The organism is Mycolicibacterium hippocampi (genome assembly GCF_010723735.1).
GTDB lineage: Bacteria > Actinomycetota > Actinomycetes > Mycobacteriales > Mycobacteriaceae > Mycobacterium > Mycobacterium hippocampi.
The window spans coordinates 319,527-343,192 of record NZ_BLLB01000002.1 but is presented as its reverse complement, the minus strand read 5'-3'; the positions used below and the strand labels follow the sequence as shown (position 1 = coordinate 343,192).

General features: G+C 68.5%; 20 protein-coding genes. 5 read left to right on the top strand and 15 right to left on the bottom strand.

The genetic code is table 11. The features are described from left to right. Nucleotide 1: 1 nt before the first annotated feature. The 9 genes from G6N53_RS02620 to G6N53_RS30520 all read right to left on the bottom strand — a co-directional run bounded on the left by G6N53_RS02620 (nt 2) and on the right by G6N53_RS30520 (nt 15,891). Nucleotides 2–3,211, bottom strand: a complete 3,210-nt coding sequence (locus G6N53_RS02620; protein WP_163886860.1) for an arabinosyltransferase domain-containing protein — start codon at nt 3,209–3,211, stop codon at nt 2–4. Next, on the bottom strand, nt 3,208–6,423 hold the full coding sequence (locus tag G6N53_RS02615; protein ID WP_163895355.1) for an arabinosyltransferase domain-containing protein: 3,216 nt from the start codon (nt 6,421–6,423) through the stop codon (nt 3,208–3,210). The genes G6N53_RS02620 and G6N53_RS02615 overlap by 4 nt, the downstream gene beginning before the upstream one ends. Nucleotides 6,424–6,494: 71 nt before the next feature. After that, nucleotides 6,495–9,713 (bottom strand): arabinosyltransferase domain-containing protein, encoded by a 3,219-nt coding sequence (locus G6N53_RS02610; RefSeq protein WP_205390260.1) that lies wholly within the window; start codon nt 9,711–9,713, stop codon nt 6,495–6,497. A gap of 4 nt (nt 9,714–9,717) precedes the next feature. Further along, entirely contained in the window at nt 9,718–11,586 is a 1,869-nt protein-coding gene (locus G6N53_RS02605; RefSeq protein WP_163895351.1) for a galactan 5-O-arabinofuranosyltransferase, read from the bottom strand. Between the two features lie 36 nt (nt 11,587–11,622). Then, a complete protein-coding gene (dprE2, locus tag G6N53_RS02600; RefSeq protein ID WP_163886858.1) occupies nt 11,623–12,396 on the bottom strand; it encodes a decaprenylphospho-beta-D-erythro-pentofuranosid-2-ulose 2-reductase in 774 nt (257 codons plus the stop codon). Then, nucleotides 12,397–13,791, bottom strand: a complete 1,395-nt coding sequence (dprE1, locus tag G6N53_RS02595) for a decaprenylphosphoryl-beta-D-ribose oxidase (protein ID WP_163886856.1) — start codon at nt 13,789–13,791, stop codon at nt 12,397–12,399. A gap of 32 nt (nt 13,792–13,823) precedes the next feature. After that, nucleotides 13,824–14,219, bottom strand: coding sequence for a GtrA family protein (locus G6N53_RS02590; RefSeq protein WP_163895349.1), 396 nt, complete (start codon nt 14,217–14,219; stop codon nt 13,824–13,826). 51 nt (nt 14,220–14,270) lie between these two features. Continuing rightward, nucleotides 14,271–15,464 carry an HNH endonuclease signature motif containing protein gene (locus tag G6N53_RS02585; RefSeq protein WP_308494820.1) on the bottom strand — a complete coding sequence of 398 codons (1,194 nt, stop codon included), beginning with the start codon at nt 15,462–15,464 and terminating at the stop codon, nt 14,271–14,273. Between the two features lie 37 nt (nt 15,465–15,501). Beyond that, nucleotides 15,502–15,891 carry a DUF222 domain-containing protein gene (locus G6N53_RS30520; protein ID WP_308494819.1) on the bottom strand — a complete coding sequence of 130 codons (390 nt, stop codon included), beginning with the start codon at nt 15,889–15,891 and terminating at the stop codon, nt 15,502–15,504. A 193-nt stretch (nt 15,892–16,084) separates the two neighbouring features. On the opposite strand from G6N53_RS30520, the gene G6N53_RS02580 reads away from it, so the two are divergent. Continuing rightward, a complete protein-coding gene (locus G6N53_RS02580) occupies nt 16,085–16,411 on the top strand; it encodes a hypothetical protein (protein ID WP_163886855.1) in 327 nt (108 codons plus the stop codon). A 203-nt stretch (nt 16,412–16,614) separates the two neighbouring features. Then, nucleotides 16,615–16,932 (top strand): hypothetical protein, encoded by a 318-nt coding sequence (locus tag G6N53_RS02575; RefSeq protein ID WP_163886853.1) that lies wholly within the window; start codon nt 16,615–16,617, stop codon nt 16,930–16,932. Nucleotides 16,933–16,980: 48 nt separating this feature from the next. On the opposite strand, the gene G6N53_RS02570 is transcribed toward G6N53_RS02575, so the two are convergent. Then, nucleotides 16,981–17,472: a nitroreductase family deazaflavin-dependent oxidoreductase gene (locus G6N53_RS02570; protein ID WP_163886851.1), complete on the bottom strand. Its 492-nt coding sequence runs from the start codon at nt 17,470–17,472 to the stop codon at nt 16,981–16,983. 9 nt (nt 17,473–17,481) lie between these two features. Next, entirely contained in the window at nt 17,482–18,888 is a 1,407-nt protein-coding gene (gene pdxR, locus G6N53_RS02565; protein ID WP_205390259.1) for a MocR-like pyridoxine biosynthesis transcription factor PdxR, read from the bottom strand. Between the two features lie 49 nt (nt 18,889–18,937). Between pdxR and G6N53_RS02560 the strand changes: the two genes are divergently transcribed. Beyond that, nucleotides 18,938–19,399: a carboxymuconolactone decarboxylase family protein gene (locus G6N53_RS02560; RefSeq protein WP_163886847.1), complete on the top strand. Its 462-nt coding sequence runs from the start codon at nt 18,938–18,940 to the stop codon at nt 19,397–19,399. 16 nt (nt 19,400–19,415) lie between these two features. Next, nucleotides 19,416–20,177: a phosphotransferase family protein gene (locus G6N53_RS02555; RefSeq protein WP_163886845.1), complete on the top strand. Its 762-nt coding sequence runs from the start codon at nt 19,416–19,418 to the stop codon at nt 20,175–20,177. On the opposite strand, the gene G6N53_RS02550 is transcribed toward G6N53_RS02555, so the two are convergent. Next, on the bottom strand, nt 20,174–20,509 hold the full coding sequence (locus tag G6N53_RS02550) for a TFIIB-type zinc ribbon-containing protein (protein WP_163886843.1): 336 nt from the start codon (nt 20,507–20,509) through the stop codon (nt 20,174–20,176). The two genes, G6N53_RS02555 and G6N53_RS02550, sit on opposite strands and share 4 nt — an antisense overlap. Before the next feature lie 79 nt (nt 20,510–20,588). Between G6N53_RS02550 and G6N53_RS02545 the strand changes: the two genes are divergently transcribed. After that, nucleotides 20,589–21,029, top strand: coding sequence for a pyridoxamine 5'-phosphate oxidase family protein (locus G6N53_RS02545; RefSeq protein WP_163886841.1), 441 nt, complete (start codon nt 20,589–20,591; stop codon nt 21,027–21,029). On the opposite strand, the gene wzm is transcribed toward G6N53_RS02545, so the two are convergent. The 3 genes from wzm to wzt are packed head-to-tail and all read right to left on the bottom strand — an operon-like array spanning nt 21,017 to nt 23,662. Beyond that, nucleotides 21,017–21,847 (bottom strand): galactan export ABC transporter permease subunit Wzm/RfbD, encoded by an 831-nt coding sequence (wzm, locus tag G6N53_RS02540; protein WP_163886839.1) that lies wholly within the window; start codon nt 21,845–21,847, stop codon nt 21,017–21,019. The genes G6N53_RS02545 and wzm overlap by 13 nt on opposite strands. Further along, nucleotides 21,844–22,842, bottom strand: coding sequence for a galactofuranosyltransferase GlfT1 (gene glfT1, locus G6N53_RS02535; protein ID WP_163886837.1), 999 nt, complete (start codon nt 22,840–22,842; stop codon nt 21,844–21,846). The genes wzm and glfT1 overlap by 4 nt, the downstream gene beginning before the upstream one ends. After that, on the bottom strand, nt 22,832–23,662 hold the full coding sequence (gene wzt / locus G6N53_RS02530) for a galactan export ABC transporter ATP-binding subunit Wzt/RfbE (protein WP_163886835.1): 831 nt from the start codon (nt 23,660–23,662) through the stop codon (nt 22,832–22,834). The genes glfT1 and wzt overlap by 11 nt, the downstream gene beginning before the upstream one ends. Between the last annotated feature and the right edge of the window lie 4 nt (nt 23,663–23,666).

Below are 23,666 nucleotides of genomic sequence, written 5' to 3'. Positions count from 1 at the left end.
CTCAGGGGCCGATCCGGATCGGCCCCGGAGACCACAGCCCCGAATGGGTGGTCGAACCCAATGCGATCTCGGCGGGTTCGGCGTCGACGATGGTGTCGAACCGGCGCAGCGACCCCCAGTCCTGACCCCAGTCCTGCGACAGGTAGGTCGACATCACCGAGGCTCGCAGCAGCAGGTCGGTGATCCCCAGCAGGCCACCGTTGACGCCGTCCTGCCAGGTGTCGGTGCTCTGCAGCTTGGCGAGGTAGTCGGGCGAGATGCGGAACTTCGGCACCTCGGTGACGCCGTTGGCGTGCAGCATCGGTTGCTGGCAGGGGAACGCGAGGCCGACCGCCCAGTCCAGCAGGACCGGCTGCTCGGAACCGATGAACTCCTGCACCGAGCGCACCTCTGGCACCCGTGGCGGCGTGACGGCCACCCAGTCGCCCTGGCTCAGCGAGAGATCCTCGGCGATAACCCGGACCGCGACGGCGTCGCCGGGGATCTGGTCGCGCGGGTAACGCAGATTGCGCCACGACGGCGTGGGGCCGATATCGAACGGGCTGACCCGGCCGGCCGGCTCGAGGGTTCCGTCGGGTCCGCGCCGGGCGTACTCGAGTTCCACCGTCTCACCGGAGCTGACACCCTCGGTGACGCTGCGCCCGGAGATGGTGCCGGCCGCGGTGATCACCACGAGTGGGTGCGCGTCGTCGGCGGCGGGCAGGTCGTACCACGCCGAAGCCAGCCGGCTCTCCTCTTGGGCGCCAGTGGAATACGTTCCCGCAACCGGGACCTGCTCGGGGTCGAGTCCGTAGGGCAGCGGCACGGTCGAGCCGTTGACCCCGGGCTCGGAGAGTTCCGACGGCTGGTTCCAGTCGTAATCGGTGCCGGGCTGCGGAGTGTTGAGCCGGATCGCTTCGGCGATGATCCGGTCGGGAACGCCGTTGGGCGAGAAGCCCTCCGGGTCGGTCCCGCCGAGTGGGCCCAGCGGGCCCCAGGAGAGCCGGCCTGCGTCGCCGGCGGCGGGCTGCAGGAACCCGTCGTTGGAGTCAGGTTCGACGAGCACGTCGTCGGCCATGCCGCAGCCCCCGACGAAGGCGCGCACATTGGCCCACCCGTTGGAGTAGGTCGGGTACTGGCGGACCACGCCGATGACCATCGAGGCCACGAACACGACCACCATCAAACCGGCGGCGATCGGTATCGGTGCGGCAGTGAGCTTGTCGACGACCCGCGACTCGTGCCGCGACGTCAGATGCAGCCAGAACGCCCACAGTGCGGCGATCACGAACAGCACCATGAACATGGTGCTGACCGTCACCCCGCCGAGTTGCGGCACCGAGTTGTTGAACGGGGCACCGAAGTTGGAGACATACCACCAGCCGTTCGTCGACGCGAAACACAACGCCAACACGAAGAACACCAGCGACAGGAACGCCATCCGGTTGCGCGCCGAGCGCAACACCACCGGCGACACCAGCACCGTCGCCAGCGCCGCCATCGCGCCACCGACGGCGGCGAACAGACCGAAGTGGTGGATCCACTTGGTGGGGGTGAACATCAGGAAGAAGATCGTGGCGAAGATGACGCCCATCAAGCGCCAGGCCGGACCGCGTGCCACCCCGGCAATGCGCTTGCGCCGCAACATCATGAACAGTGCGGGGAACAGACACAGCGCGGTGAACAGGAACGCGAACCGCCGGGAGATCGCGGCATCGGTCGTCGGCAGGATCAGGTAGTAATACCGCAGGATCTCGGTGAACCACTCCTGGCTGGGGCCGATCGCGGTGCGAATCCTGGTGGCTTCCAACACCGTCGCCAGCGTCTGGTCGGCGAACACCACGCTCAGCACGATCGTGCCGGCGGCCAGCAGCGGCGCCACCAGCGGCCAGGTGCCGACGGATCGGCGGCGTCGCACCAGGATCCGCAGGATCGGCCTGCCGCCGGCCACCAGCGCCGCCACCGCGATCAGACCGGTCGGCTGGATGCCGAGCGTGAACGCGGCGGTGGTGATCGCCAGCGCCGCGGGCGTCAGCCGGCCCGAGCTGATGGCCCGCTCGATCAGCACGTAGGTGACCAGTGCTCCGGTGGCGATCTGGCCCTCGGGCCGCAACCCGTTGTTGAACGGCATCCACGCCGCAAGCAGCACCAGCCCGGCGGCCCACATCGCCGCCTTGCTTCCCGAGACCGCGGGTCCCAGCCGGGGCAGCACCTCCCGCGACAGCAGCAACCAGCACACCAGCGCACAGATCAGATCCGGCAGCCGGATCCAGATGCTGGCATCGCTGACCCGGGTCATCAGCGCCAGCACGTTGTAGTACCAGCCGAACGGGTCCTCCGGGCTGCCGAACCAGCGGAAGTAGTTCGACATGTAGCCGGCGTGGTCGGCCACCCGGGCCATGCCGAGGATGTAACCGTCGTCCGACGAGTTGGCGCCGATGACGTACCAGAGCGCGAACCCGCCGACCACGACCCCGTCGACAGGTCCGGCGGTCCGCCACCGCGACGGGATGAGGCGGCGCATCCGCCGCCCGTCGAGCCGGTCCAGTCGCCACAGGGCCAGCAGCGCGACGACGGTCGAGACCACCGCCAGCAGCATCGCGATCAGCTTCAGCGCCGTCGGGTGCGTGGTGAAGCGGGTGTCGATGCTGGCCTCGAACTGCATACCGGCGGGCGCCGGACCGGTCAGGTCGGTGAACACACCGACGATGGCGGGCCGCAGGTTGGGGTCGGGGAAGCCGGTGCGTTGGGGTTCACCGGCATCCTCGCCGGAGAGCTGGGTCAGGCCGACGAACTCGGCGAAGGTGCCGTCCAGCGACGACGTGATCTCCAGCCGGGAGCAGCCCGGCGGCCCGGTGATGCGGTCGCGGTCCACGCTGGCCACGACGACGTTGCGGACGATCACGTCGACGCGGGTCTCGGTGACGTTGACCAGCATCGCGTTCAGCGCGGCGTCGCGTCCCTCGGCCGGCGCGGTGCCCAGGACCAGGCCGCCGTCGTCGGGCATCGTCGCGATGACCTCACAGGGCACCGTGGCGGTCAGGCTGACCGGCGCCTGGGAGATCAGTGGCGCGGTGACGTTGCTCAGCTGGCCCTGCTGAGGCCAGTTCAGCGTCGCCGTGGTCTGGGTGACCGGCAGCAGCGGCGTGGCCACGGCCAGCACGAAACCCAGCAGTCCTGCGACTGTGGCGACCCAGCGGGCGATCCTGACATCGTCGAAGGCCGGGCTCACGGGAGCGCCCTGATCGGTCCGCCGCGACTCCAGCCGAACACTCGTGTCGATCCTTCCTCGATCGCGGCCTCGGGCGCTTCATCGCGGGGCACCACCCGGGTGTAGCGCTCGATCGAGCCCCAGTCCCGATACCAGTCGTCGCGCAGGTACGTCGGGATCGTCGACGTCCTCAGCAGCGCCTGGATGAACAGGAAGGGACCGCCGTCATCGGCGGACTGCCACTGGTTCGACGAGGACACCAGCTGCTTGAAGTTCGGCAGGATCCGGTACTCCGGGAGCTCGGCCACCCCGAGGTGTTCGGCGAACGGCCGCTGGCACGGGAAGTTCGCTGCGGTGGCGATGTCCATCAGCACCGGGGTCTCGGTGCCGAGGAACTCACTCGCGGTCTGCAGCACCGGCACCCGCGGCGGGGTGAACCCGAACCACTGGTCGTCGGACAGGTTCGGGTCGTCGGCGACGATGCGCGCCACGTTCGCCTCCGGCGGTGCCGTGGACAACGGGAAGCGCAGGTTGCGCCAGGCCGTCTGCGGGAAGATGTCGATCGGCTGCACCTCGTTGAGCGCCTCGTAGGAGCCGTCGGGACGGAGCACCCCCCACTGCAGCTTCAGCGACTGCCCGTAGCTGAACTCGCCGTCCTCCTCGTAGTACCAGATGGCACCCGCGGCGGCGACGCTCACCAGCGGCCGGTCCGGGCTGCGCGGAGGCAGCTGATACCAGACCGACGTCGCCTCGGCGGCCAGGGTGTTCTCGTCGTAGCTGCCCATCACCGGCGTGCGGTCCGGGTCCAGGCCGAACGGCAGGAACACCCGGGATCCGTTGACACCCTCGGGCCCGTAACCACCCCCGGTCCCGGCCGCGTACGCGATCCCGATGTTCGGTTTGTCGACCGGTCCGTCGGAGTTCACCAACCCGGGGTTGGCGGCCACCGGTTCGGCAGGCTCCAGGGTGTCGCTGACGCCGTTGGGGGTGAATCCCACCGGGTCCTCGCCGCCCAGCGGCCCGTACTCACCGAACTGCTGGCCCGGAACCGGTTGCAGCATGCCGGCGTTCGTGTCGGGCTCGACGAGCACGGCGTCGGCCATCGCGCAGCTGCGGGACGAACCCCCGGGCAGGGCGGCCTTCAGCGCCGACAGGTTCGCCGCGCCGGTGGTGTACACCGGGTAGCGCCCGGCAGTGGCCTTGAGCATCGAACCGACCGACAGCAACACCATGATGGTGGCCACCACCAGCAGCGGGGTGGACGCCAGCGCCCGGTTGCGCCCGGTGTCGGCGACCTCGGTGTGCCCGGCGTAGTCCATCCGGAAGTGCAGCCAGCCGGCGAGCAGGCCGCAACCGATCGCCAGCAGCAGAAAGATCGTGGTGACGGGGAAACCGAAGATCACCGGTTGCCGGTCGAACCACGGCACCCCGTAGTTGCCGACGTAGAACCAGCCGTTGATTCCGGCGTTCGCCCATGCCAGCACGAACAGCAGCGCGGTCACGTACAGCGCCAGATTCCGGCGGCTGTGCAGGCCGACGCGGGCGAACGCGAAAGCGGTGACCGCGCCGAGGGCGCCCGCCACCCCGGCGAACACGCCGAACTGAACCCCCCATTTGGTGGGTGTGAAGAACAACAGCAGCAGGCCGATCGCGGTGGTGCCGGTCAGCCGCCACACGGGCCCGTTGACCGCACCGGGCACGGTGCCGCGGCGCAGCAGCACCACCAGCAATCCGAAGAGACACAACAGCAGCAGCAGTACGGAGAAGCGGCGGGTCAGCGACGCGTCCACGCTGTCCTCGACCATCACGAAGTAGTAGCGCAGGAACTCCTGGTACCACGGGATGGTCGGGCCGACGACGTACTTGATGCGGGCCGACTCGGCGACGGTTGCCAGCGTCTGGTCGCGGAACACCACGACGAAGATCAGCGACGCCGACGCCAGGAACGTGGCCAGCGGGGCCAGCGCGGCCGCCGTTCCACCGGCCGCGCGGCGCTCGGCGAGGATGCGGGTGATGGCGCGTGCGCCGACCAGCAGCGGTGCCAGCGCGACCAACCCCTGCGGAGCCAGGGTCACGCAGAACACCGCGACCACGATCGCCGCGGCGGCGGGAGCCAGCCGACGCGACCCCAGCGTGATCTCCACGAGCATCCACACGGCGATCACCCCGAACGCGATCAGCGGTTCGGGGCGCAGACCGTTGTTGAACGGCAGCCACGCGGCGAGGAACACCGCACCGGCGGTCCACACCGCCACCCGGTTGCGGGCCAGTCGGCCGCCGAGGCGCGGCAGCACCCAGCGGCTCAGGATCAGCCACGTCCCGATGGCGGCGGCGGTGGCCGGCAACCGCATCCAGATGCCTGCGGTGCTGACCTGCGCCAGCTGGGCCAGGACGCTCTGGTACCAGTCGAAGGGGGCCTCGGAGGTGCCGAAGAACCGGTAGTAGTTGGTGATGTAGCCGGCTTCACCGGACACCCGTGCGATGGTCAGGTTGTAGCCGTCGTCCGACGACTGCGGCCCGACGAAGTGCCACACCAGCAGCACCCCGATCACCCCGGTGTCGGCGAGCCACGTAGCCAGCCGGGCACGTCTGCGGCGGCCCTGCCTCGGCGGGCTGCGACCCGCGGCGCGGTCCAGCAGCGCCAGGGCCACGATCGACGCGACCACGCAGGCGACGCCGAGCACCATCACCGCCAGCTTGAGCGTGGTGGGCGAGGTGATGAACCGGGTGTCGACGTCGACGGTGGCGGACACGCCGGTATCGGCCGGCACCGCCAGCTCGGTGAAGAGACCCGCAACCTGCGGCTTCTTCTCCGCGGGGAGCGTGCCCGTAGCGCCGGGAATGCCGACGAAGTCGGCACCCACCTCGCCGACGTTCGCCCACATCCGGATCTCACTGCAGGCTCCGGACTCAACGGCCTCCCGCGGCGCCACGGCGGCGACGGAGTCACGGAACGCCACGACGACGGCATCGGCGTAGGCGCGCACGAACAAGCCGTTGCGGCCGGCCTCGATGCCGCCGGGCGGGATGGTGGAGAACACCAGTTCGCTGTCGTCGGGCAGCGTGGCCACTGCCTGGCAGGGGATGACGGCGTCGAGCGATCGGGGAGCGCCCGACACCAGCGGGGCGGTGACGCTCTCGATGTTGCCGTCGCTGTCGACGCTCTGCGGCCACGCAATGGTGGCGGTCGTCTGGTTGACCGGTAGCAGCGGCGCGAGTGCGCAAAGCAGCATTCCCAGCACACCCGCGACGATCGCGATGAGGCGGGCAGTCCGGTCAGGCACGAGGCTCGATGGTAGGCGAGCTAGCTGAGACGCAGCGGCGCTGGGCTCCACAAGCCGCTGCGCGTCGCCGAACCGAGATCCAATCGTGCCGGTTCGGCGTCAGGGTAGTAGGGGGTCAGCCGCTGCAGGGAGCCCCAGTCGCGGAACCAGTCGTACTTCAGATAGGTGGGGACGGTCCTGGAACGCAGCAGCAGTTCGGTGATGCCCAGCGGGCCGCCTCCCAGGTAGTCCATCACCGGCGAGTTCGCCTCGGCGCCGAACCGGTCGGGCAGGATGCGCCACTGCGGCACCTCGATGACGCCGTTGCGGTGGTCGAACGGACGCTGGCAGGGGAAAGCCAACCCCACCAGCCAGTCGAGGAGCACCGGGTCCGTCGACCCGACCACGTCCTGAAGGGTGCGCAGCACCGGGATCCGGGGCGGGGTCAGGGCGATCCAGTGCTGTGGGCTGAGGTCGTCATCGGAGGCGACCAACCGGATCCTGGTCGCGTCGGCGGGGATCGCCGCCAGCGGTGCGCGCAGATTGCGCCAGGCCGGAGCGGCACCGACGTCGATCAGGTCCATGCGGCCTGCCGGTTCGTCGTCCGCAGCGCCGGCCCATTCCACGGCCACCTCGGCATTGTCGAACCGCCCGGCCGCCGACACCACGAGCAGCGAGTCGGACCGGTCGCCCTGGCTCCACCCGTCGGGCAGCTGGTACCACGCCGACTGCAGTCTGGCCGGTTGCTGGGTGCCGCTGCGCCAGCTGCCCATCAGCGGCGTGCGGGCGGGGTCGAGACCGTACGGCAGCCGGGCACGGGAGCCGTTGACCCCCGCGGCGGCGGTGGTCCCCCCTTCGGTGCCCGCCTCGATCTCGGTGGGTTCGCCGCTCGGGGTGTCGGCGAAGTTGGCCGCGCCGGACTCCTCCATCACCGGATCGGCGGACACATCGGTGGGAATCCCGTTGGGGCCGAAGCCCACCACGGTGTCTGAGCCGACCGTTCCCAGCGCCTCGCCGACCGGCACCCCGATGGGCGTCAGCAGCCCGTCGTTGGGGTCCTGTTCCACCAGGACGTCCTCGGCCATGCCGCACGTCTTGCCGGTCAGCGCCTCCAGGTTGGACCGGCCCACTGTCCACGCCGGGTACTGGCCGGTCATGGCCAGCGTCAGAGACAACACCTGGAAGACCACCAGCGCCCACGTGGCCGTGGCCAGCGGTGCCTGGGCGATCGCCCGCCACCGGCGTTGGCCACCGTTGGGCGGTGCGCCGCCGCGGCCCGTGAAGTGGAACCAGGCTGCCACCACAAGGGTGAGCAGTGAGAGGCCGAGCAGCAGGGTGGTGAAGCCGATCTGCCACCGCGGGAAGTCGTTCGACCACGGCACACCGAAATTCGAGACGTACCACCAGCCGTTGACCGTCGCGAACGACAGCGCGGTGACGAACAGCACTGCGGCGGCGAACAACGTGCGGTTGCGGCGGGAGCGCATCGCCGCGGCGGAGACGGCGACCGCGGCCAGCGCACCCAGCGATCCGGCCAGCCCGGCGAACACGCCGAAGTGGTGGGTCCACTTGGTGGGGGTGAACATCATCGCCAGGAACGCGATGACGGTGATCCCGATGATGCGCCGGCTCGGGCCCAGCGCAGTGCCGGGGATCCTGCCCTTGCGCAGCGACATCGCCACCGCGACGGCCAGCGCGAGCAGCAACGTCAGCACCGCGAAGCGGCGGGCCACCGACCCGTCCGGGCTGGTGGTGAACAGGCGCGAGTAGCGGATGTGCTCGTCGAACCAGGCCAGGCTCGGGCCGACGGCCGACTTGAAACTGCTGGCCTGCAGTTCGGCCGCCAGGGTCTGGTCCCGGAAGATCAGGAAGATAGTGACGGTGCCCGCCGCGGCGATCGGTGCGAGCAGTGCCGCGTAGCCGAATCGCGAAGTATGCGCAGCCACAATCGTTTTCAACGGACCGATGGCAACGAGCAGCGCGCCGATGGCGGCGATACCGGTGGGGCCGGAGAACAACGTCAGCGCTCCGATGATCACCGCCACCGCCACCGGCAGCAGCCTGCTGGTGGCCACCCCCCGCTCGACCGAACACCACGTCAGCAGGATGCCCAGCGCGATGATCGGTTCCGGGCGCAGGCCGTTGTTCAGCGGAAGCCAGAACGCGAGGAACAACCCGGCGGCGGTCCAGGCCGCGGCGCGGCTGTGTTTGACGGCGGAGCCCAGCCGGGGGATGACCTCGCGGCTGATCACCCACCAGCAGGCGAGCCCCATCAGCAGCGTCGGCAGCCGCATCCAGACGCTGGTCGTGCTGACGTTGGCCCACAGCGCCAGCAGGTCGTAATACCAGCCGAACGGCGCCTCGGGCGTGCCGAACCAGCGGTAATAGTTCGCCATGTAGCCGGCGTTTTCCGACACCCGGGCCATCGTCAGGATGTAACCGTCATCGGCGGTGTTGGCGCCGACGAAGTGCCACCACACCAGCACGGCGGTGACGACCCCGTCCAGCGGCGACATCGACCACCATCGAGACGGCAGGAAGCGCCGGTGCCGCATGCCGTCGGCCTGGTCCAGCGCGTGCAGTGCACCCAGCGAGATGACGGTCATCGCAACCCCGATGATCATCGCGAGCAGCTTCAGCACGGTGGGGGAGCTGCTGTAGCGCGTATCGAGGGTGGCGGAGAACTGCAGGCCCGGCGGGGCGGGGCCGGACAGGTCAGTGAACACCCCGACGATCTGGGGGCGGAAGTCGTAGCCGCTGCGCTCGCCGCGCAGCGGTTCGCCGGCGGACTCGGAGTCGGGCCCGTGGGTGAGACCGACGAACTCGCCGGTCACCTTGTCGGCGTGTGCGGTGAACGTCAGTTCCTCACACTCCGGGCTGAGTACCTCGCTCAGCGGGGCGCTGACCACCGGCGTGTTGCGGACGATGACAAGAAGGTCGTTGTTCACCCGCTCGATGAGCAGGCCGCGGTCGATGGCGTTGGGGGCCTGCTTGGGAACGGTGGACAGCAGCACGGTACGGCCGGGCCGGTCCAGGCCGGCGGCGACGCTGCACGGGACGCTGATCTCCAGGTCGGTGGCGACGTACCCGATCAGCGGAGCGTCGACGCTGCTGAGCACGTCATTCTGCGGCCAGTTCAACTCGGCGGTGGTCTGGTTGACGGGCAGCAGCGGGGTGGCGATGGCCAGCATCGTCCCCAGCAGCCCGGCGACTATCGCGATGAGCCGCGCAGTGCGGTGGTTACTCGGCTCTCGGACCACGGGGCTAGATGCTAATTGGCTTGCGGATGGCCAGTACGAACGGCCCGATGGTTGTCACGTCGAACCGGGAATCCTCGAACAGTTCAGCCTCCAGTGCCACCTGGTAACGGCGCACGTTGGGCTGGTTGGGGTAGACGTCCTCGGCCAGCCGCAGCGTATAGGTGTCAGTGGAGTCCCCGGAGCCGCCTTGGCGCATCAGGAACACCGACGGCGGCTCCCAGGGCAGCGCGTCGAGTGCGGCGATGAACTCGTCGGAATCAGAGAGCACCGACCAGCTCTCGATGGCCTCGGCGCGCTTCTCGAACTGCGCGAGCGGGTTGGCGTAGTGCGAGGTCAGCCCCTGGAAGCCGTAGTAGGGGTAGTACGAGAGGAAGCTGTAGTCGGCGGTCAGGACCACTGTTTCGTCGCGCGGACGATCGGTGACCTGTTGGATCCGGTCGTCGATTTCGGCGTAGTACTGCGCCGCACCCGGCGGGCGACGGTCGGCACGCTGTCCATACCCGTCGGTGTCGGTGTAGGCGACGACGATGTCCGAGCGCAGCACGTCGGGGATGTCCTGGCTGAAGGTGACCGCGCCGAGCGCGCCCACCGTGGTGGCGACCGCGACGACCCTGCCCGCGTTCTCGGTGCGGACCCGCGAGGCAAGTGCCCGGGTCGCCTCGATGAAGCCGAAGGCGCCCGCCGCGGTCAGCAGGATCGTCAGCGTCGGCTGCAGCCGGAACGACAGCAGCGTGGTGCCGGCCAGCGTGGTGAGCATCGACAGCAGCGACCAGGCGTAGACCGCCAGCACCGCCACGGCCAGCGCTCCAGCCCGGGTCGAGGTGCGTGCACGGATCACCAGCCACAGCGTGCCGAGCATGCACAACGCCCCCAGCAGGGTGAACTGCAGCATCGGGAAAGCCAGCTGGGCGCCGTCGACGGGCAGGTAGTGCTGGGCGGTGCCACTCACGGCGCGTTCTCCGCGGACCGCGGCGAGCAGGTAGGGGCCCCAGCCGATGAGGGCCAGCAGGCCCGAGATGGTCGCGATCGTCAGCAGCCGCAGCAGCGGATCCCAATGGCGGCGTGACACGGCGAGCAGCACCGCCATGATCGCCAGCGTGAAAGCGGCATAGCCGAACAGCAGGGTGTAGGACAGCGCGGCGACGCCGAGGAACAGACCGGTGCCGACGACCGCTGCCCAGCCGCCGCTCGGCCGGACACCGGGCTCGCCGGGGGGCGTCCGGCCCCTCAGGCCTGACCAGGCGAGGACGAACACCGGCGGCAGCAACACGGCGATGACGGCGGCGTATGGTTCGGCGGGGGTGTACGCCAGTGCTGCGGCCGCGGTGGCCGTCGCCACCACCAACGCATACTCGAAGCGAATCATGTTGGCCCACAGAACGAACGCCAGCACGATCGCGATGGTGATCGAGATGATCGACCAGGGTTTGAACATCTCCCACGCCGGTATGCCGGTCAGGTCGGCGAGGCGGCCGCCGATCCAGAACCATCCCGGGGGATAGAACGGCGGCAGCCCCATGTAGGTCATGTCGTGGAGCCCCGGGGAGTCGGCGAAGCGGGTCACGTACTCGGTGCGGAACTGCTGGTCAACCGAGATGCCGAAAAGGTAGAGCTTGGTGGCGCCCAACGGCATCGCGAGGGTGACGACCGAGAACGCCGCCAGGAACACCGTCGAGGCGAGCCATGCGACATGAGCGCGGCCGCGCCGGTACAGCCAGCCGCCGGCCAGCAGGCCGACCAGGCACCCGACCTGCCCGACGGTGGTCAGGGCGTGCAGCTGGTTCGACGAGTTGTAGGCAGGCCAGTCCACCCGGGCGATGGCGGCCAGTGCCACCACGGCGAGCGCCGCGGCGACCAGCGCCGCCACCACCATCTGGCTCCCGGTGGCCAGCGCTCGTGTACCCACGGATCAGATGGGTAGCTTGCGGAAGATCGGCCGTGGGATGTGGCGCAGCACCATCATCACGTATCGGAATGCGCCTGGGGCCCACACCAGGTCCTTGCCCTTGGCCGAGGCCGTCACCGCGAGTTCGGCGACGTACTCCTTGTCGACGGTCAGCGGAGCTTCCTTGACGTGCGCGCTCATCCGGGTGCGCACCTGGCCGGGCCGGATGACCAGGACGCGGACGCCGTACTCCCGCAGGGCTTCTCCGAGGCCCAGGTAGAAGCCGTCGAGTCCGGCCTTGGTGGAGCCGTAGACGAAGTTGGACCGCCTGACCCGCTCGCCCGCCGCGGAGCTCATCGCGATGATCTGGCCGGACCCCTGGGCCCGCATCTTGTCGCCGAGCAGCACCCCCACCGAGATCGCCGCGGTGTAGTTGATGTCGGCTATCTGCACTGCCTTGCGCTGGTTCTGCCAGAGTTCCTCGGCGTCGCCGAGAAGTCCGAACGCCACGATGGCGACGTCGACATCCTGTGGGTGCTCCCCGCCCCAGGCCGCGTCGATCACCGCCGGATGGCTTTCGGTGTCGACCGCGTCGAAGTCGATCACCTCGACGGACTTGGCGCCGGCATCTTCCAGCTGCTTCTTGGCTGCCTCGCGCAGCGGATCGCCGGGCATGCAGGCCAGCACGATCCGGGCCTTGGCGTTGCGCAGGTAGCGCTCACAGATCGCCAGGCCGATCTCGGAGGTGCCGCCGAGAAGCAGGATCTTCTGCGGGTTGCCGGTCGCATCAAAAACCATCTAGAGAAGCTCCAGTCGTCGGGCCATGTCGGAGACGAACACCCCGTCGGGGTCCACCTTGCGGCGCAGGGCGATCCACTCGTCGATGCGGGGATACATGGCGTGGAAGGTTTCGGCGGTGGTGCGCGAGTCCTTGGCGGTGTAGAGCCGGCCACCGAACTCGAGCACCCTCTTGTCGAGGCCGTTGAGGAATTCGTTGAGACCGGGCTTGATCTGGAAATCGACGCAGACGTTCCAGCCTGGTATCGGAAAGCTCAGCGGTGCTTGGTTTCCCGGCCCGAATAGCTTGAAGACATTGAGGAACGAATAGTGTCCGGAGCGCTGGATGTCGTACATGATCCGCTTGAACTCATCCACGGCCTCGGTGGGCACCACGAACTGGTACTGGCCGAAACCTGCTGAGCCGTAGGCACGGTTCCATTCACCGACCATGTCGAGGGGGTGGTAGAACTGCGTCAGGTTCTGCGCCTTGCCGCGGTAGGTTTTGCCCATTCGGTACCACGCTGCGGTCATCGCGCCGAAGACCAGCTTGTTGCCCAGCCCGCTGGGAAACACGTCGGGCGTGGTGAAGTACTGCGGCGCATCGAATTTCAGCGGGTCGCGTTGCAACTTCTTCGGTAGCTGGTCGACGGTGGCCAGGGAGCCGCGAGAGATGACAGCCCGGCCCAGTGCCGGCGGCGGGCTGATCGCATCGAACCACGCGCTGGAGTAGGTGTAGTTGTCTTCGGTGCCGTCGCTGTGGAAGGCGATGGTCTCGTCGAGGCCGCTGGTGACGTCACCGTCGGCGATGAAATAGGCGGTCTCGGTGGGTGTCATCTTGATGGCGGCCCGCAGGATGACACCGGTGAGACCGTTGCCGCCGACCGTCGCCCAGAACAGGTCGCTGCCGGGTCCGCTGCCGGTCAGGTGGCGGACCTCGCCGTCGGCGGTGAGCAGGTCCAGTGAGTGCACGTGGTTGCCGAAGCTGCCCGCGCTGTGGTGGTTCTTGCCGTGGATGTCGCAGGCGATCGCGCCGCCGATGGTGACCTGCCGGGTGCCGGGCAGGACGGGTACCCAGAGGCCCAGCGGCAGCGCGGCGCGCATCAACTGGTCGAGGTTCACCCCGGCGTCGACATCCACCAACGCGTCGTCGGTGTTGATCGAGTGGATGCGGTTCACCACGCTCATGTCGATGACGAGACCGCCGCCGTTCTGCGCGTTGTCGCCGTAGGAGCGCCCGAGTCCTCGCGCCACCACACCTCTGCCGCCGCGGCGGTCGTCTCCGTCAGCGACCTGGGTCACCGCCTTGACGATGACGTCCGGATCCGGGGTCGACAGCACCTGCGCCACCGACGGGGCGGTGCGGCCCCAGCCGGTCAGCCGCTTCGCGGTGGTCGGGAAATCGGTGCTCAACATCGTCACAGAGGGTACCGCTTGGCTCCCGGTGGTCAGCGCAGGCGGAAGATGACGGTGCGCTGGACGATGAAGTTGATCACGGTCGCTGTGCCCTGGGCGATGACAAACGCGACCGGCACGCGCCAGGGCTTGTCGTCGAGTTCCATGTAGAAGATGTAGTTGATGCCGACCTGGACGGCGTACGTCACCGCGTAGAGCACGACCACGGCGATGAACCGGGCCGTGCTCGGCGGTGCCTGGAACGTCCACCGCCGGTTGATGAGGTACGCCGTGGTGGTGCCCGCGATGAAGCTGAGGGTCTTGGCGACGTTGACGTGCAGGCCCGCGGCCAGCAGTGCCACGTACAGCGTGAAGTCCACGATGGCGGCCAGCCCGCCCGTCGCGACGAACCGCCAGATCTGGGTCCCGAGGCTCAGCTGCGGTGATATCGGGGGCTCGGCCACCCGGGCAGCTTACGGGCTGGGGTGTGCCACACCGCTTCAGAAGGGTGGTGGTTTGTTGTGTTCGGCGACGAGGTCGTCGTTGAGGCGGCGTTCGGCGGTGATGGTGTGGGCGCGGTTCTGGGCGCGGGTGTGTCGGCGTCGGGGCATCATGGCGCCGCGTTGGTCGGTGGTGGTGTTGGTGTTTCGGGGTGGGTCGCCGTCCCACAGGGCCGCGGTGGGTGGGCTCAGCGCGGGGAACAGGGCCGCCCCTGCAGGGTGGGTGGTGTAGGTGTGGCCGGTGGGGCTGGTCCAGATGATGGTGCCGTCGGGTAGTTGTCGGTCGTGCCAGCCGTTCTCGCCGGTCCAGAAGGTTTTCAGGAGGTGATGGAAGCGGCATAGGCATTTGCAGTTGGAGGCGTGGGTGGGTCCGACCGGGTAGGGCACAGTGTGGTCGATGTCGGCTTCGGTGGCTGGGGCGTCGCAGCCGGGGAAGCGGCAGGTCAGGTCGCGGCAGCGGATGAAGTCGGCCAGTGCCCGGGAGGGGGTGTAACGCGGTTCGGGCGGGGCCAGGCCGGGGTGGGTGACGGTGCGCAGCCGGGCGCGGGCCAGCAGCGGGTCGAGCAGGACCGCGGGCAGGATCCCGGCTCCGAACACGAACGCCGGCGACGCTGGGGTGCAGGATTCGGGCTTGTTCTCGGGCTTGTCGTCGGGACCGCCGCTGTCGTCACGGTCGCCGTAACCGGGATCCCCGCCGCCGGACCCACCGTCGGGCCCGCTGGGTCCGGCGTCGCCGTCACCGGGATCCCCGCCGTCACTGGGATCCCCACCGTCACTGGGGCTGTCTTGGCTGGCGGCGGTGAGGGTCTCGTGGTCGGCGACGACGTAGACGACGGTGTTCTTGTCGTTGGGGTTGGCGCGGGTGGTCTCGCAGTCGGGATCTGCGCACTGGCAGCTCATGGTGGTCTGTTGGATCAGCGCGCTCAGGGCGTCGGCGCGACGCTCCTCGGCGCTGCGGGGATCACGGTCACAGACGCTGTAGGCCATCTCCTGCACACGTTTCTCGTCGAGGGCGGCGTCGGCGCTGAACAGTCGAGCCCACAGGCTGGTGTAGCCGGGTGGGTCGCCGGGGGAGCCGAATTGCACATCGCGGCGGCTGACTGATTCGCGGGCGCGGCGCAGCGCGCCGGGATCGTGGCGTTCGATCAGCGCGTCGATGGCCGGTTCGGTCTTCTTGATCGACAGCGCGCCCACGCACCGATCCGCTCGGCGAGTTCAGCATCCACGGCGGTCATCGCGGCGGGTCTTCGATCAGGTAGGTGCGCCACACGATCGCCCGGACCAGCATTTCGCTGATCAGCCCGGCGTCGAACAGTGCGGCGACCTTGGGCAGCCGATCACGCAGCGCGACCCCGCGGTGGGCCTGATGCGAGGCCAACGAGCGGGTGATGTTCTGGGCGGCGGCCAGTTCGGCGACCACGGCGGCTTCGGGGTCGAGCCACCACGATTCGCGATCCCCGGGGGGCAGGTCGGTGCGGCGGGTGAAGATCTCGGCCATCACCGACAACTTGCGCGCACACGCGGCGTTTTCGGTGCGCGCCCACCCTCGGGCGGCGTCGACCAACTCGGCATCGGTGAGCGAGGCCAGGTCCGCGGTTTCGGGGAGTCCTTCATCGAACATGCTTCGAACACTAGTTCGACCCACTGACAAGTTTCACCGATGTGTTTCTGCCAGCCGTCGTTCATATCCTGCCACCGGAATTAAACCCCTGACCTGCCGGTTTAGGCCATCAGAACCACAAGAAAGCACACAGAACGTCGAAACCGCGAGATTCGCTCCACGGCTCCGACCCAACACATAGGGAGCAGAGACCATGAAGAACTTCACCGCCGCCACCACCATCACCGCCATCGCCGCCGGATTCACCGCCGCCTTCATCGGGCTGGCCGGTCCCGCCGCTGCCGGGCCGTGGCCGCCGAAAGCGGCCCCCTCGGGAGCCGGCGCTGCCGACACCATCGCCTCACTCGAGGCCGACGGCAACCGCGTCATCGTCAACCGCCAGGGCTCCACCGCACTGGACAGCGCCGAGGTCGTCTCGGTCCGTCAGGGCCAGCCGATCCGTGAATACGTCTGGGACGCCCAGGGCGACCGCCGGGTTCTGCAGAACACCGGCAACGTGGTCTTCGTCGATGTCAGGTAACCCCACAGAGCCGAAAGGGGCACCTCCACCAGGAGGTGCCCCTTTCTCGTCAGCGGCCGCGGTCTCGGGGAGCCCTTCCACTGAGGTGTTCCTGCCAGCAGCCGTTCAATTACTGCCACCGGAATTAATCCCCTGACCTGCTGGTTTAAGCCATCAGAACCAACAAGATCAGCAAGATGTAGAACACATAGGGAGCAGAGACCATGAAGAACTTCACCGCCGCCACCGCCGCCACCGCCGCCACCGCCATCGCCGCCGGATTCACCGCCGCCTTCATCGGGCTGGCCGGCTCCGCCGCCGCCGCCCCGTCCGGCTCCGGCAGCGCCGCCGACACCATCGCCTCACTCGAGGCTGACGGTAACCGCGTCATCGTCAACCGCCAGGGCTCCACCGCACTGGACAGCGCCGAGGTCGTCTCGGTCCGTGAGGGCCAGCCGATCCGGGAATACGTCTGGGACGCCCAGGGCGACCGCCGGGTTCTGCAGAACACCGGCAGCGTGGTCTTCGTCGACGTCAAGTAACCCAGCAGACAGAGAAGGGGCACCTCCACCAGGAGGTGCCCCTTTTTGCTACCGGCGACGCAGTCGGATCAGCGGGATCGTCCTGCCGCCGGTCCGCGCCTCGTAGTCGCTGTAGCCCGCATACAGATCGAGAGCTTTCTGCCACGCCGCCGAGCGTTCCTCGGCGTCGGTGATCTCGGTCGCCGTATAGACCCCGCTGTGCGCGCCCGCGAGAACCTCGACTCGCGGGTTCGTCGTCAGGTTCCGGTACCACGCCGGGTGTCCCGGCCTGCCGTAGTTCGATGCGATCAGGATGAGCGAATCGCCCTCGGCGACATACAGAAGTGGCAGTGTCCGGGGCCGCCCACTCTTGGCCCCGATCGTCGTCAACAGCATGGTCGGCGCCGGGTAGACGCTGCTGAACCGGCCGCCGCTGATCCGTAGCAGCGGCGGGTCTACGCGCGGCGCAACATTTCTGACGAACCAGTACCCGGCCGGGGTTCTCGCGAACTTCTCGATGGCCCGTTCATAGACGCTCATGTGACGGCGCGGAGCTGTCATTGCTGCAAGCTACAGTCCGCTGGCCCGCAGCACATCGCATAACGCGGAGACCGCGGGAGCGAAGGCGTGCTCGGCCGGAGCGGCGAAGCCGACGATCAAGCCGTCGGGATCGGGATGGTCGGCACCTGCGGCGGGGTGGCGCATCATCGACAGCCCTTGGAGCACGATTCCGGCCTCGCCGGCCCGGTGCAGCACTTCGGCCTCCGCTCCGTCGGGAAGTGTCAGCAGGGCGCTCACCCCGGCGGCCAGCCCGCTGACGGCGATCCCGAACGGGGACAGCGCGGAGACCAGCGCGTCCCTGCGTCGCCGGTACCGGGTCCGCATCCGCCGGATGTGGCGGTCGTAGTACCCGCCGACGATGAACTCGGCCAACGTGAGCTGCGCGATGGCGTCGACGGAGAACTGCTGCCCGCCCGCCGCGTCGATCACCGGATCCACCAACGTGTCGGGCAGCACCATCCAGCCCAGCCGCAGTGACTGCGACAAGCTCTTGCTGGTGGAGCCGAGGTAGGCGACTTTCTCCGGCCGCAGGGCCTGCAGCGCACCGATGGGTTGACGGTCGTACCGGAACTCGCCGTCGTAATCGTCGTCTAGTACGAAACCGCCTGTGCGCTGCGCCCATTCGACGACGGCCGTGCGTCGTGAGGAGTGCAGCGACATCCCCAGCGGGTTGTGGTGTGCCGGGGTCAGCAGCACCGCAGGCACATCGAGCCGATCGAGTTCGTCGACCACGGCGCCGTCGCCGTCGACGCCGATCGGCACCGTCGGAACCCCCAGGGCCGCAATGGCATCACGGAACAGGAACAGCCCGTAGGCCTCTACCGCGATGGGTCCGCCCAGCACGCGCGCCAGAAGCTGTACGCCCTGTCGGACCCCCGAGCAGATCACGATGGATTCCGGTGACGTGCGGACTCCCCGGGCGCGGGCCAGATAGTCGGCCAGGGCGTTTCGCAGCTCAGGCCGGCCGCGAGGGTCGCCCATCCGCAGCGCGTCGTGGGGTGCGTGAGCCAGCGCCCGACGGGTGCACGCCACCCACTGGCTGCGGGGGAACTCCGAGACGTCGGGGGTGCCCGGCATCAGGTTGTGCACGGGCGTGACGCGGATGCCGTGGGGCCGGGGCGGCGCGACAGGACGGGCGGTGTTGACCACCCAGGTGCCCGCGCCTTGCCGCGACGCCAGCCAGCCCTCCGCGACGAGTTCGGCGTAGGCCTCGGCGACCGTGTTGCGGGCCAGGCCCAGGTCGGAGGCCAGGGTGCGGGACGGCGGCAGCATCGTCCCAGGGGTGAGTCGACCCGATCGGGCTGCGTCGCGCAGGGCCGCGCTCAGCGCGTCCCTGGTGCCACGAGCACCGGGAACGAGCGTCTGGCGTAGGTCGAGGTGCAGGTCGCGGCTCCCCGAATTGGCCCACGAAGTCACGGACAAATTGAACCATTGGCGCGGGATATTCGGTACTAGCGTCGGGGTCATGACTCAGACACTGACCACCGGGGACCGGCTCAAGATCTATAAGGCCTCCCCCGAGTTGTACGACGCGATGATGACGCTGTCCGCGGCGGCGGCCAAGGATCTCGACCCCGAGCTGGGTGAGCTGATCAAGATCCGTGCCTCGCAGCTCAACCACTGCGCGTTCTGCCTCGACATGCACACCCGTGATGCCCGCGAGCTGGGCGTGGCCGAGCAGAAGCTCGACCTCCTTGCCGCGTGGGCAGAGGCGGGAGAGCTCTTCAGCGAACGGGAGCGCGCGGCGCTGGCTCTGACCGAGGCCATCACCGAAGTCGGCCACGGCGGTGTCAACGACGACGTCTACGGCCAGGCTGCCGCGGTGTTCGCCGACCGGGAGCTCGGTCAGGTGATATCGATGGCTGTCACGATCAACGCGTGGAACCGCATCAACGCGGCGGTACGGACGCCACCGCCGCGGCGCTGAGGTCTACGGTCGCAACGTGCAGACCCGTTCCGGTGCGCAGCTCGTCGTCGACGGCGACGTCGTCCACAAGCTGCACCGGAACGGGACGGATCCGCGCGCGCTGGCACAGCGGCTACGGATCGCGTCCGGGTCGGTGTCGCTGCTGTCACCGATCTCGGTGGTCCCCGAACGTGTCGGGCTGCGCTGGCAGACGAGCTGGCCGAAGGTTCACACCGTCGCCGTCGAACCCGATCGGGCACCGTGGGACGAGGCGGGCAGGCTGCTCGCCTCGCTGCACGTGGAATCCGCGCCCGCCCGCGCCCCGGTGCACGGATGGCCGCAGCGGCTGCGGCGCGCCGTCACCGACCTGAAGGACGCGACCGGTTCGGTGCGTCGTGCTGCCGCCGCCCTGCCCGACGATGTGTGGCGCGCCGGGTCACCGGATCACCCACTGACACTGGTGCACGGCGACTGGCATCTCGGCCAGCTCGGACGACGCAGCGCATCGGCGCCGTGGCTGCTGATCGACGTCGACGACGTCGGTGTCGGTGACCCGGCCTGGGACCTGGCGCGGCCGGCGGGGTTCTGGGCCGCCGGGCTGATCCCCGACACCGACTGGGGGACGTTTCTCGACGCATACCGCGGGAGCGGGCCGGCGCTGCCCGGCGGTGACCCGTGGTCGGTACTGGAACCGTTCGCCCGGGCGGCGGTCGTCCACGCCGCCGCCTCGGGGCTCGCCCACGGAGACTGTGATGAGACCCAGCAGGCGCTGCTGGCGGCCTGTGAGCGGATGGTCTAGCTGGAGAAGAACAGCCGGCCGAAGCCCTGCTTGCGGTAGTGCTTGTTGCCGCGGTGCCCCCAACCGGGCCCGTACTCGCCGTAGCCGCCGCCGTAACCCTGCTGTTGCGGCGGCATCGGGGGAGGCGCGGCCTGCGTGAACCGGTTCTCCATCTGGGTCAGCGACTCCAGCTCGCCGAAATCGAGGAAGATGCCCCGGCAGGTGTCGCACTGCTCCAAGTGGACCCCGTTGCGTTCGTAGGTCTTCATGACGCCTGCGCATTTCGGACACAGCAGCGTGTTGGCGGCACCCGAGGTTGGCAGGGGCGGTGGCTCATATGGCGGAATGCTCATGAATGGTCAACGGACGACATCGCCGGGAAGTGCCATTGGACCCTAGGACGCCTGACCTGCGTCGACGACCATCGTGAGCATGGACGCGACTAGCGCACCCGACGCACCGGTCACCGAGCTCACCGCGGACGAAAGCTGGGCCCTGCTGTCCGGTGTCTCGCTGGGCAGACTCGTGACGACCGTGGGCGGGTGGACCGAGATCTTCCCCGTCAACTTCGTGGTCCAGCACAAGACGCTGCTGTTTCGCACCGCAGAAGGCACCAAGCTTCTGACCTCGGTGCTCAACGAACACGTGGTGTTCGAGGCCGACGACCACAACGTCGCCGAAGGCTGGAGCGTGGTGGTGCGCGGCACCGCCCATGCGCTGTCCGGCTCAGCCGAGATCGAAGAGGCCAGGCATGCCGGGCTCTATCCCTGGGTCGCCACCCAGAAGCTGCGCTTTGTCCGCATCACGCCCGAGACTTTGACCGGGCGGCGGTTCGTCTTCGGTCCGGAGCCCGACGAGTACTACACCCAGTAGGGCACCCGCGCGCGGTACTGGCGCATCGCCAGCGCGGCGAAGATCCACCCGATGATCGTCAGCGACACGACCACCACCCAGTGCCGCAGCTCCTGTTCGGCGCCCAGCAGTGGGGCGCGGACGATGTCGAGGTAGTGCAGCAGGGGGTTGAGCTCGACGATCCTGGCCCAGTCCCCGGCACCTTGGCTGCGCAGCGTCGACTCGTTCCAGATGATCGGTGTCATGAAGAACAACAGCTGCACCAGACTGGCCAGCAGCGGGCCGATGTCGCGGTAACGCGTCGCCAGAATCCCGAAGCACAGCGCCACCCACACACAGTTCAGCGCGATCAGGGCCAGCGCCGGGATGAACGTCAGATCCGTCCACTGCCACGGCTTCGGGTAGATGATCGCGATGATCACGAAGATGATGATGTTGTGCGCGAACAGGATCATCTGCCGCCACACCAGGCGATAGACATGCACCGACAGCGGGGTCGGGAGTTGTTTGATGAGGCCCTCGTTGGCGATGAACACGTCGGCGCCCTCGAGGATCGACGCGTTGATCAGATTCCAGATGATCAGGCCGAGCGTGACGTACGGAAGGTGTTCGGACAGTTCGAGTTTGAACAACACCGAGTACAGCGCGCCCATCGCCACCGCGGTGGTGCCGGTGGCGATGGTGATCCAGAACGGGCCGAGCACCGAGCGCCGGTAGCGCTGCTTGATGTCCTGCCAGCCCAGGTGCAGCCACAGTTCGCGCTTGCCGAAACCGGCGAGGAGATCGCCCCAGGCCCGCTTGAATGTTCGGGACTGCGCGGCGGCGTCCATGATCGTCATGTGTTGCCTTTCCCGTCGCCGTGGAAGAATCGCTCGCGTCGGCCCAAGCGCCGCAATCGAATCCACTCGCGCAGCCCGGCGGGGTCGCGTTTGGTGACCAGGAAATACCAGCCGTAACGCAGATACTCCTGTAGCACCAGCTTGCGCATCCCGGGCTGGGATTGCAGATACCCCCGGTTGCGGTACGTGAAATACCGTTTGGTCGGGTTGTCGGGGTACTGCGCATGCATGCGCCCGCCCAGGATCGGCCGGAACTCGTCGCCGCCCTGCGGGTGCAGGTAGACCGCGTGCAGGCAGGTGCCGAAGGGCAGGCCGGAGCGCAGCAGTCGGCGGTGCAGTTCGGTCTCGTCGCCGCGGAAGAACAATCGCAGGTCGGGCACCCCGACAGCGTCGATCGTGCCGGCACGGAACAGCGCGCCGTTGAACAGGTGTGCGATGCCCGGCATCAGGTCCGGAAGCGCTGACTCGGTGCGCAATTCGCTGACCAACCGGCGCCACTTGAGCCCGCGGCGCAACGGGAATGCGAGCCGGTCCGGATCGTCGAGGTCGCAGATCATCGGCGAAACCTCCGCCAGACCGTGCCGCTCGGCGCACGCCAGCAGCGTGGCCAGCACCTCGCTGTCCTGCGGGCGTCCGTCGTCGTCGGCCAGCCAGACCCACTGCGCCCCCAGGCTCAACGCGTGGAGCATGCCCAGCGCGAACCCGCCTGCGCCGCCGAGGTTGCGGTGCGATCCGAGGTAGGTCGTCGGGATCGGTTGACCGGAAACCAGGTCACGCACCCGTTCGGCCGGGTCGTTGGGAAAATCGTTGTCCACCACGATCAGGTGGTCGGGGCGCCTGCTCTGCGAGCAGACCGCGTCCAACGACTTGGCGAGTTCGTCCGGGCGGCGGTGGGTGACGACGACCGCGGTTATCTGCGGGGTGTCATCGGTGGCATGCTCTTCGCGCGAGCGCTCATCGGTGACATGCTCTTCGCGCGAGCGCTCATCGGTCATGGGTGTGCGCCGTCTCTTCCAGGACCTCCCGCACATGCCGTGCGGCGTCCTCGCCCTCGTAGGCCCGCACCACGTCCTCGATCTCACCCGACATCTTGATGGTGCCGTGGTCGATCCACATCGCGGTCTTGCACAGCCGTGCCAAAAAGTCGTTGGAGTGGCTGGCGAAGACCAGGATGCCGGAGCGTTCCACCAGTGCGGCCAGCCGCGTCTGGGCCTTCTTCAGGAAGTCCGCGTCGACGGCGCCGATGCCCTCGTCGAGCAGCAGGATCTCCGGGTCGATGCTGGTCACCACCCCCATCGCGAGGCGGACGCGCATGCCGGTCGAGTACGTGCGCAGCGGCATCGACAGGTAGTCGCCGAGTTCGGTGAACTCGGCGATCTCGTCGATCTTGGCCAGCATCTGCTTGCGGGTCTGTCCGAGGAACAGGCCGCGGATCAGGATGTTCTCGAACCCGGAGATCTCCGGGTCCATCCCGACGCCCAGATCGAACACCGGCGCGACGCGCCCGCGCACGGTCGCCATTCCCCGTGTCGGTTCGTAGATCCCCGACAGCAGCCGCAGCAGCGTCGACTTGCCCGCGCCGTTGTGCCCCACGAGACCGACCCGGTCGCCCATCTCAAGCGACATCGTGATGTCGCGCAATGCCTCGATGACGACGACGTTGGAGTCGTTGCGTCCGATGGCGCCGCCCGCCTTGCCGAGAAAGGCCTTCTTCAGCGAGCGTGCCTTGGCGTCGAAGATCGGGAACTCGACCCACGCGTTGCGCGTCTCGATACGCGGCGCGGAGGAAAGCTGCGGGTCGTGGGGGGTGGCCACCTCG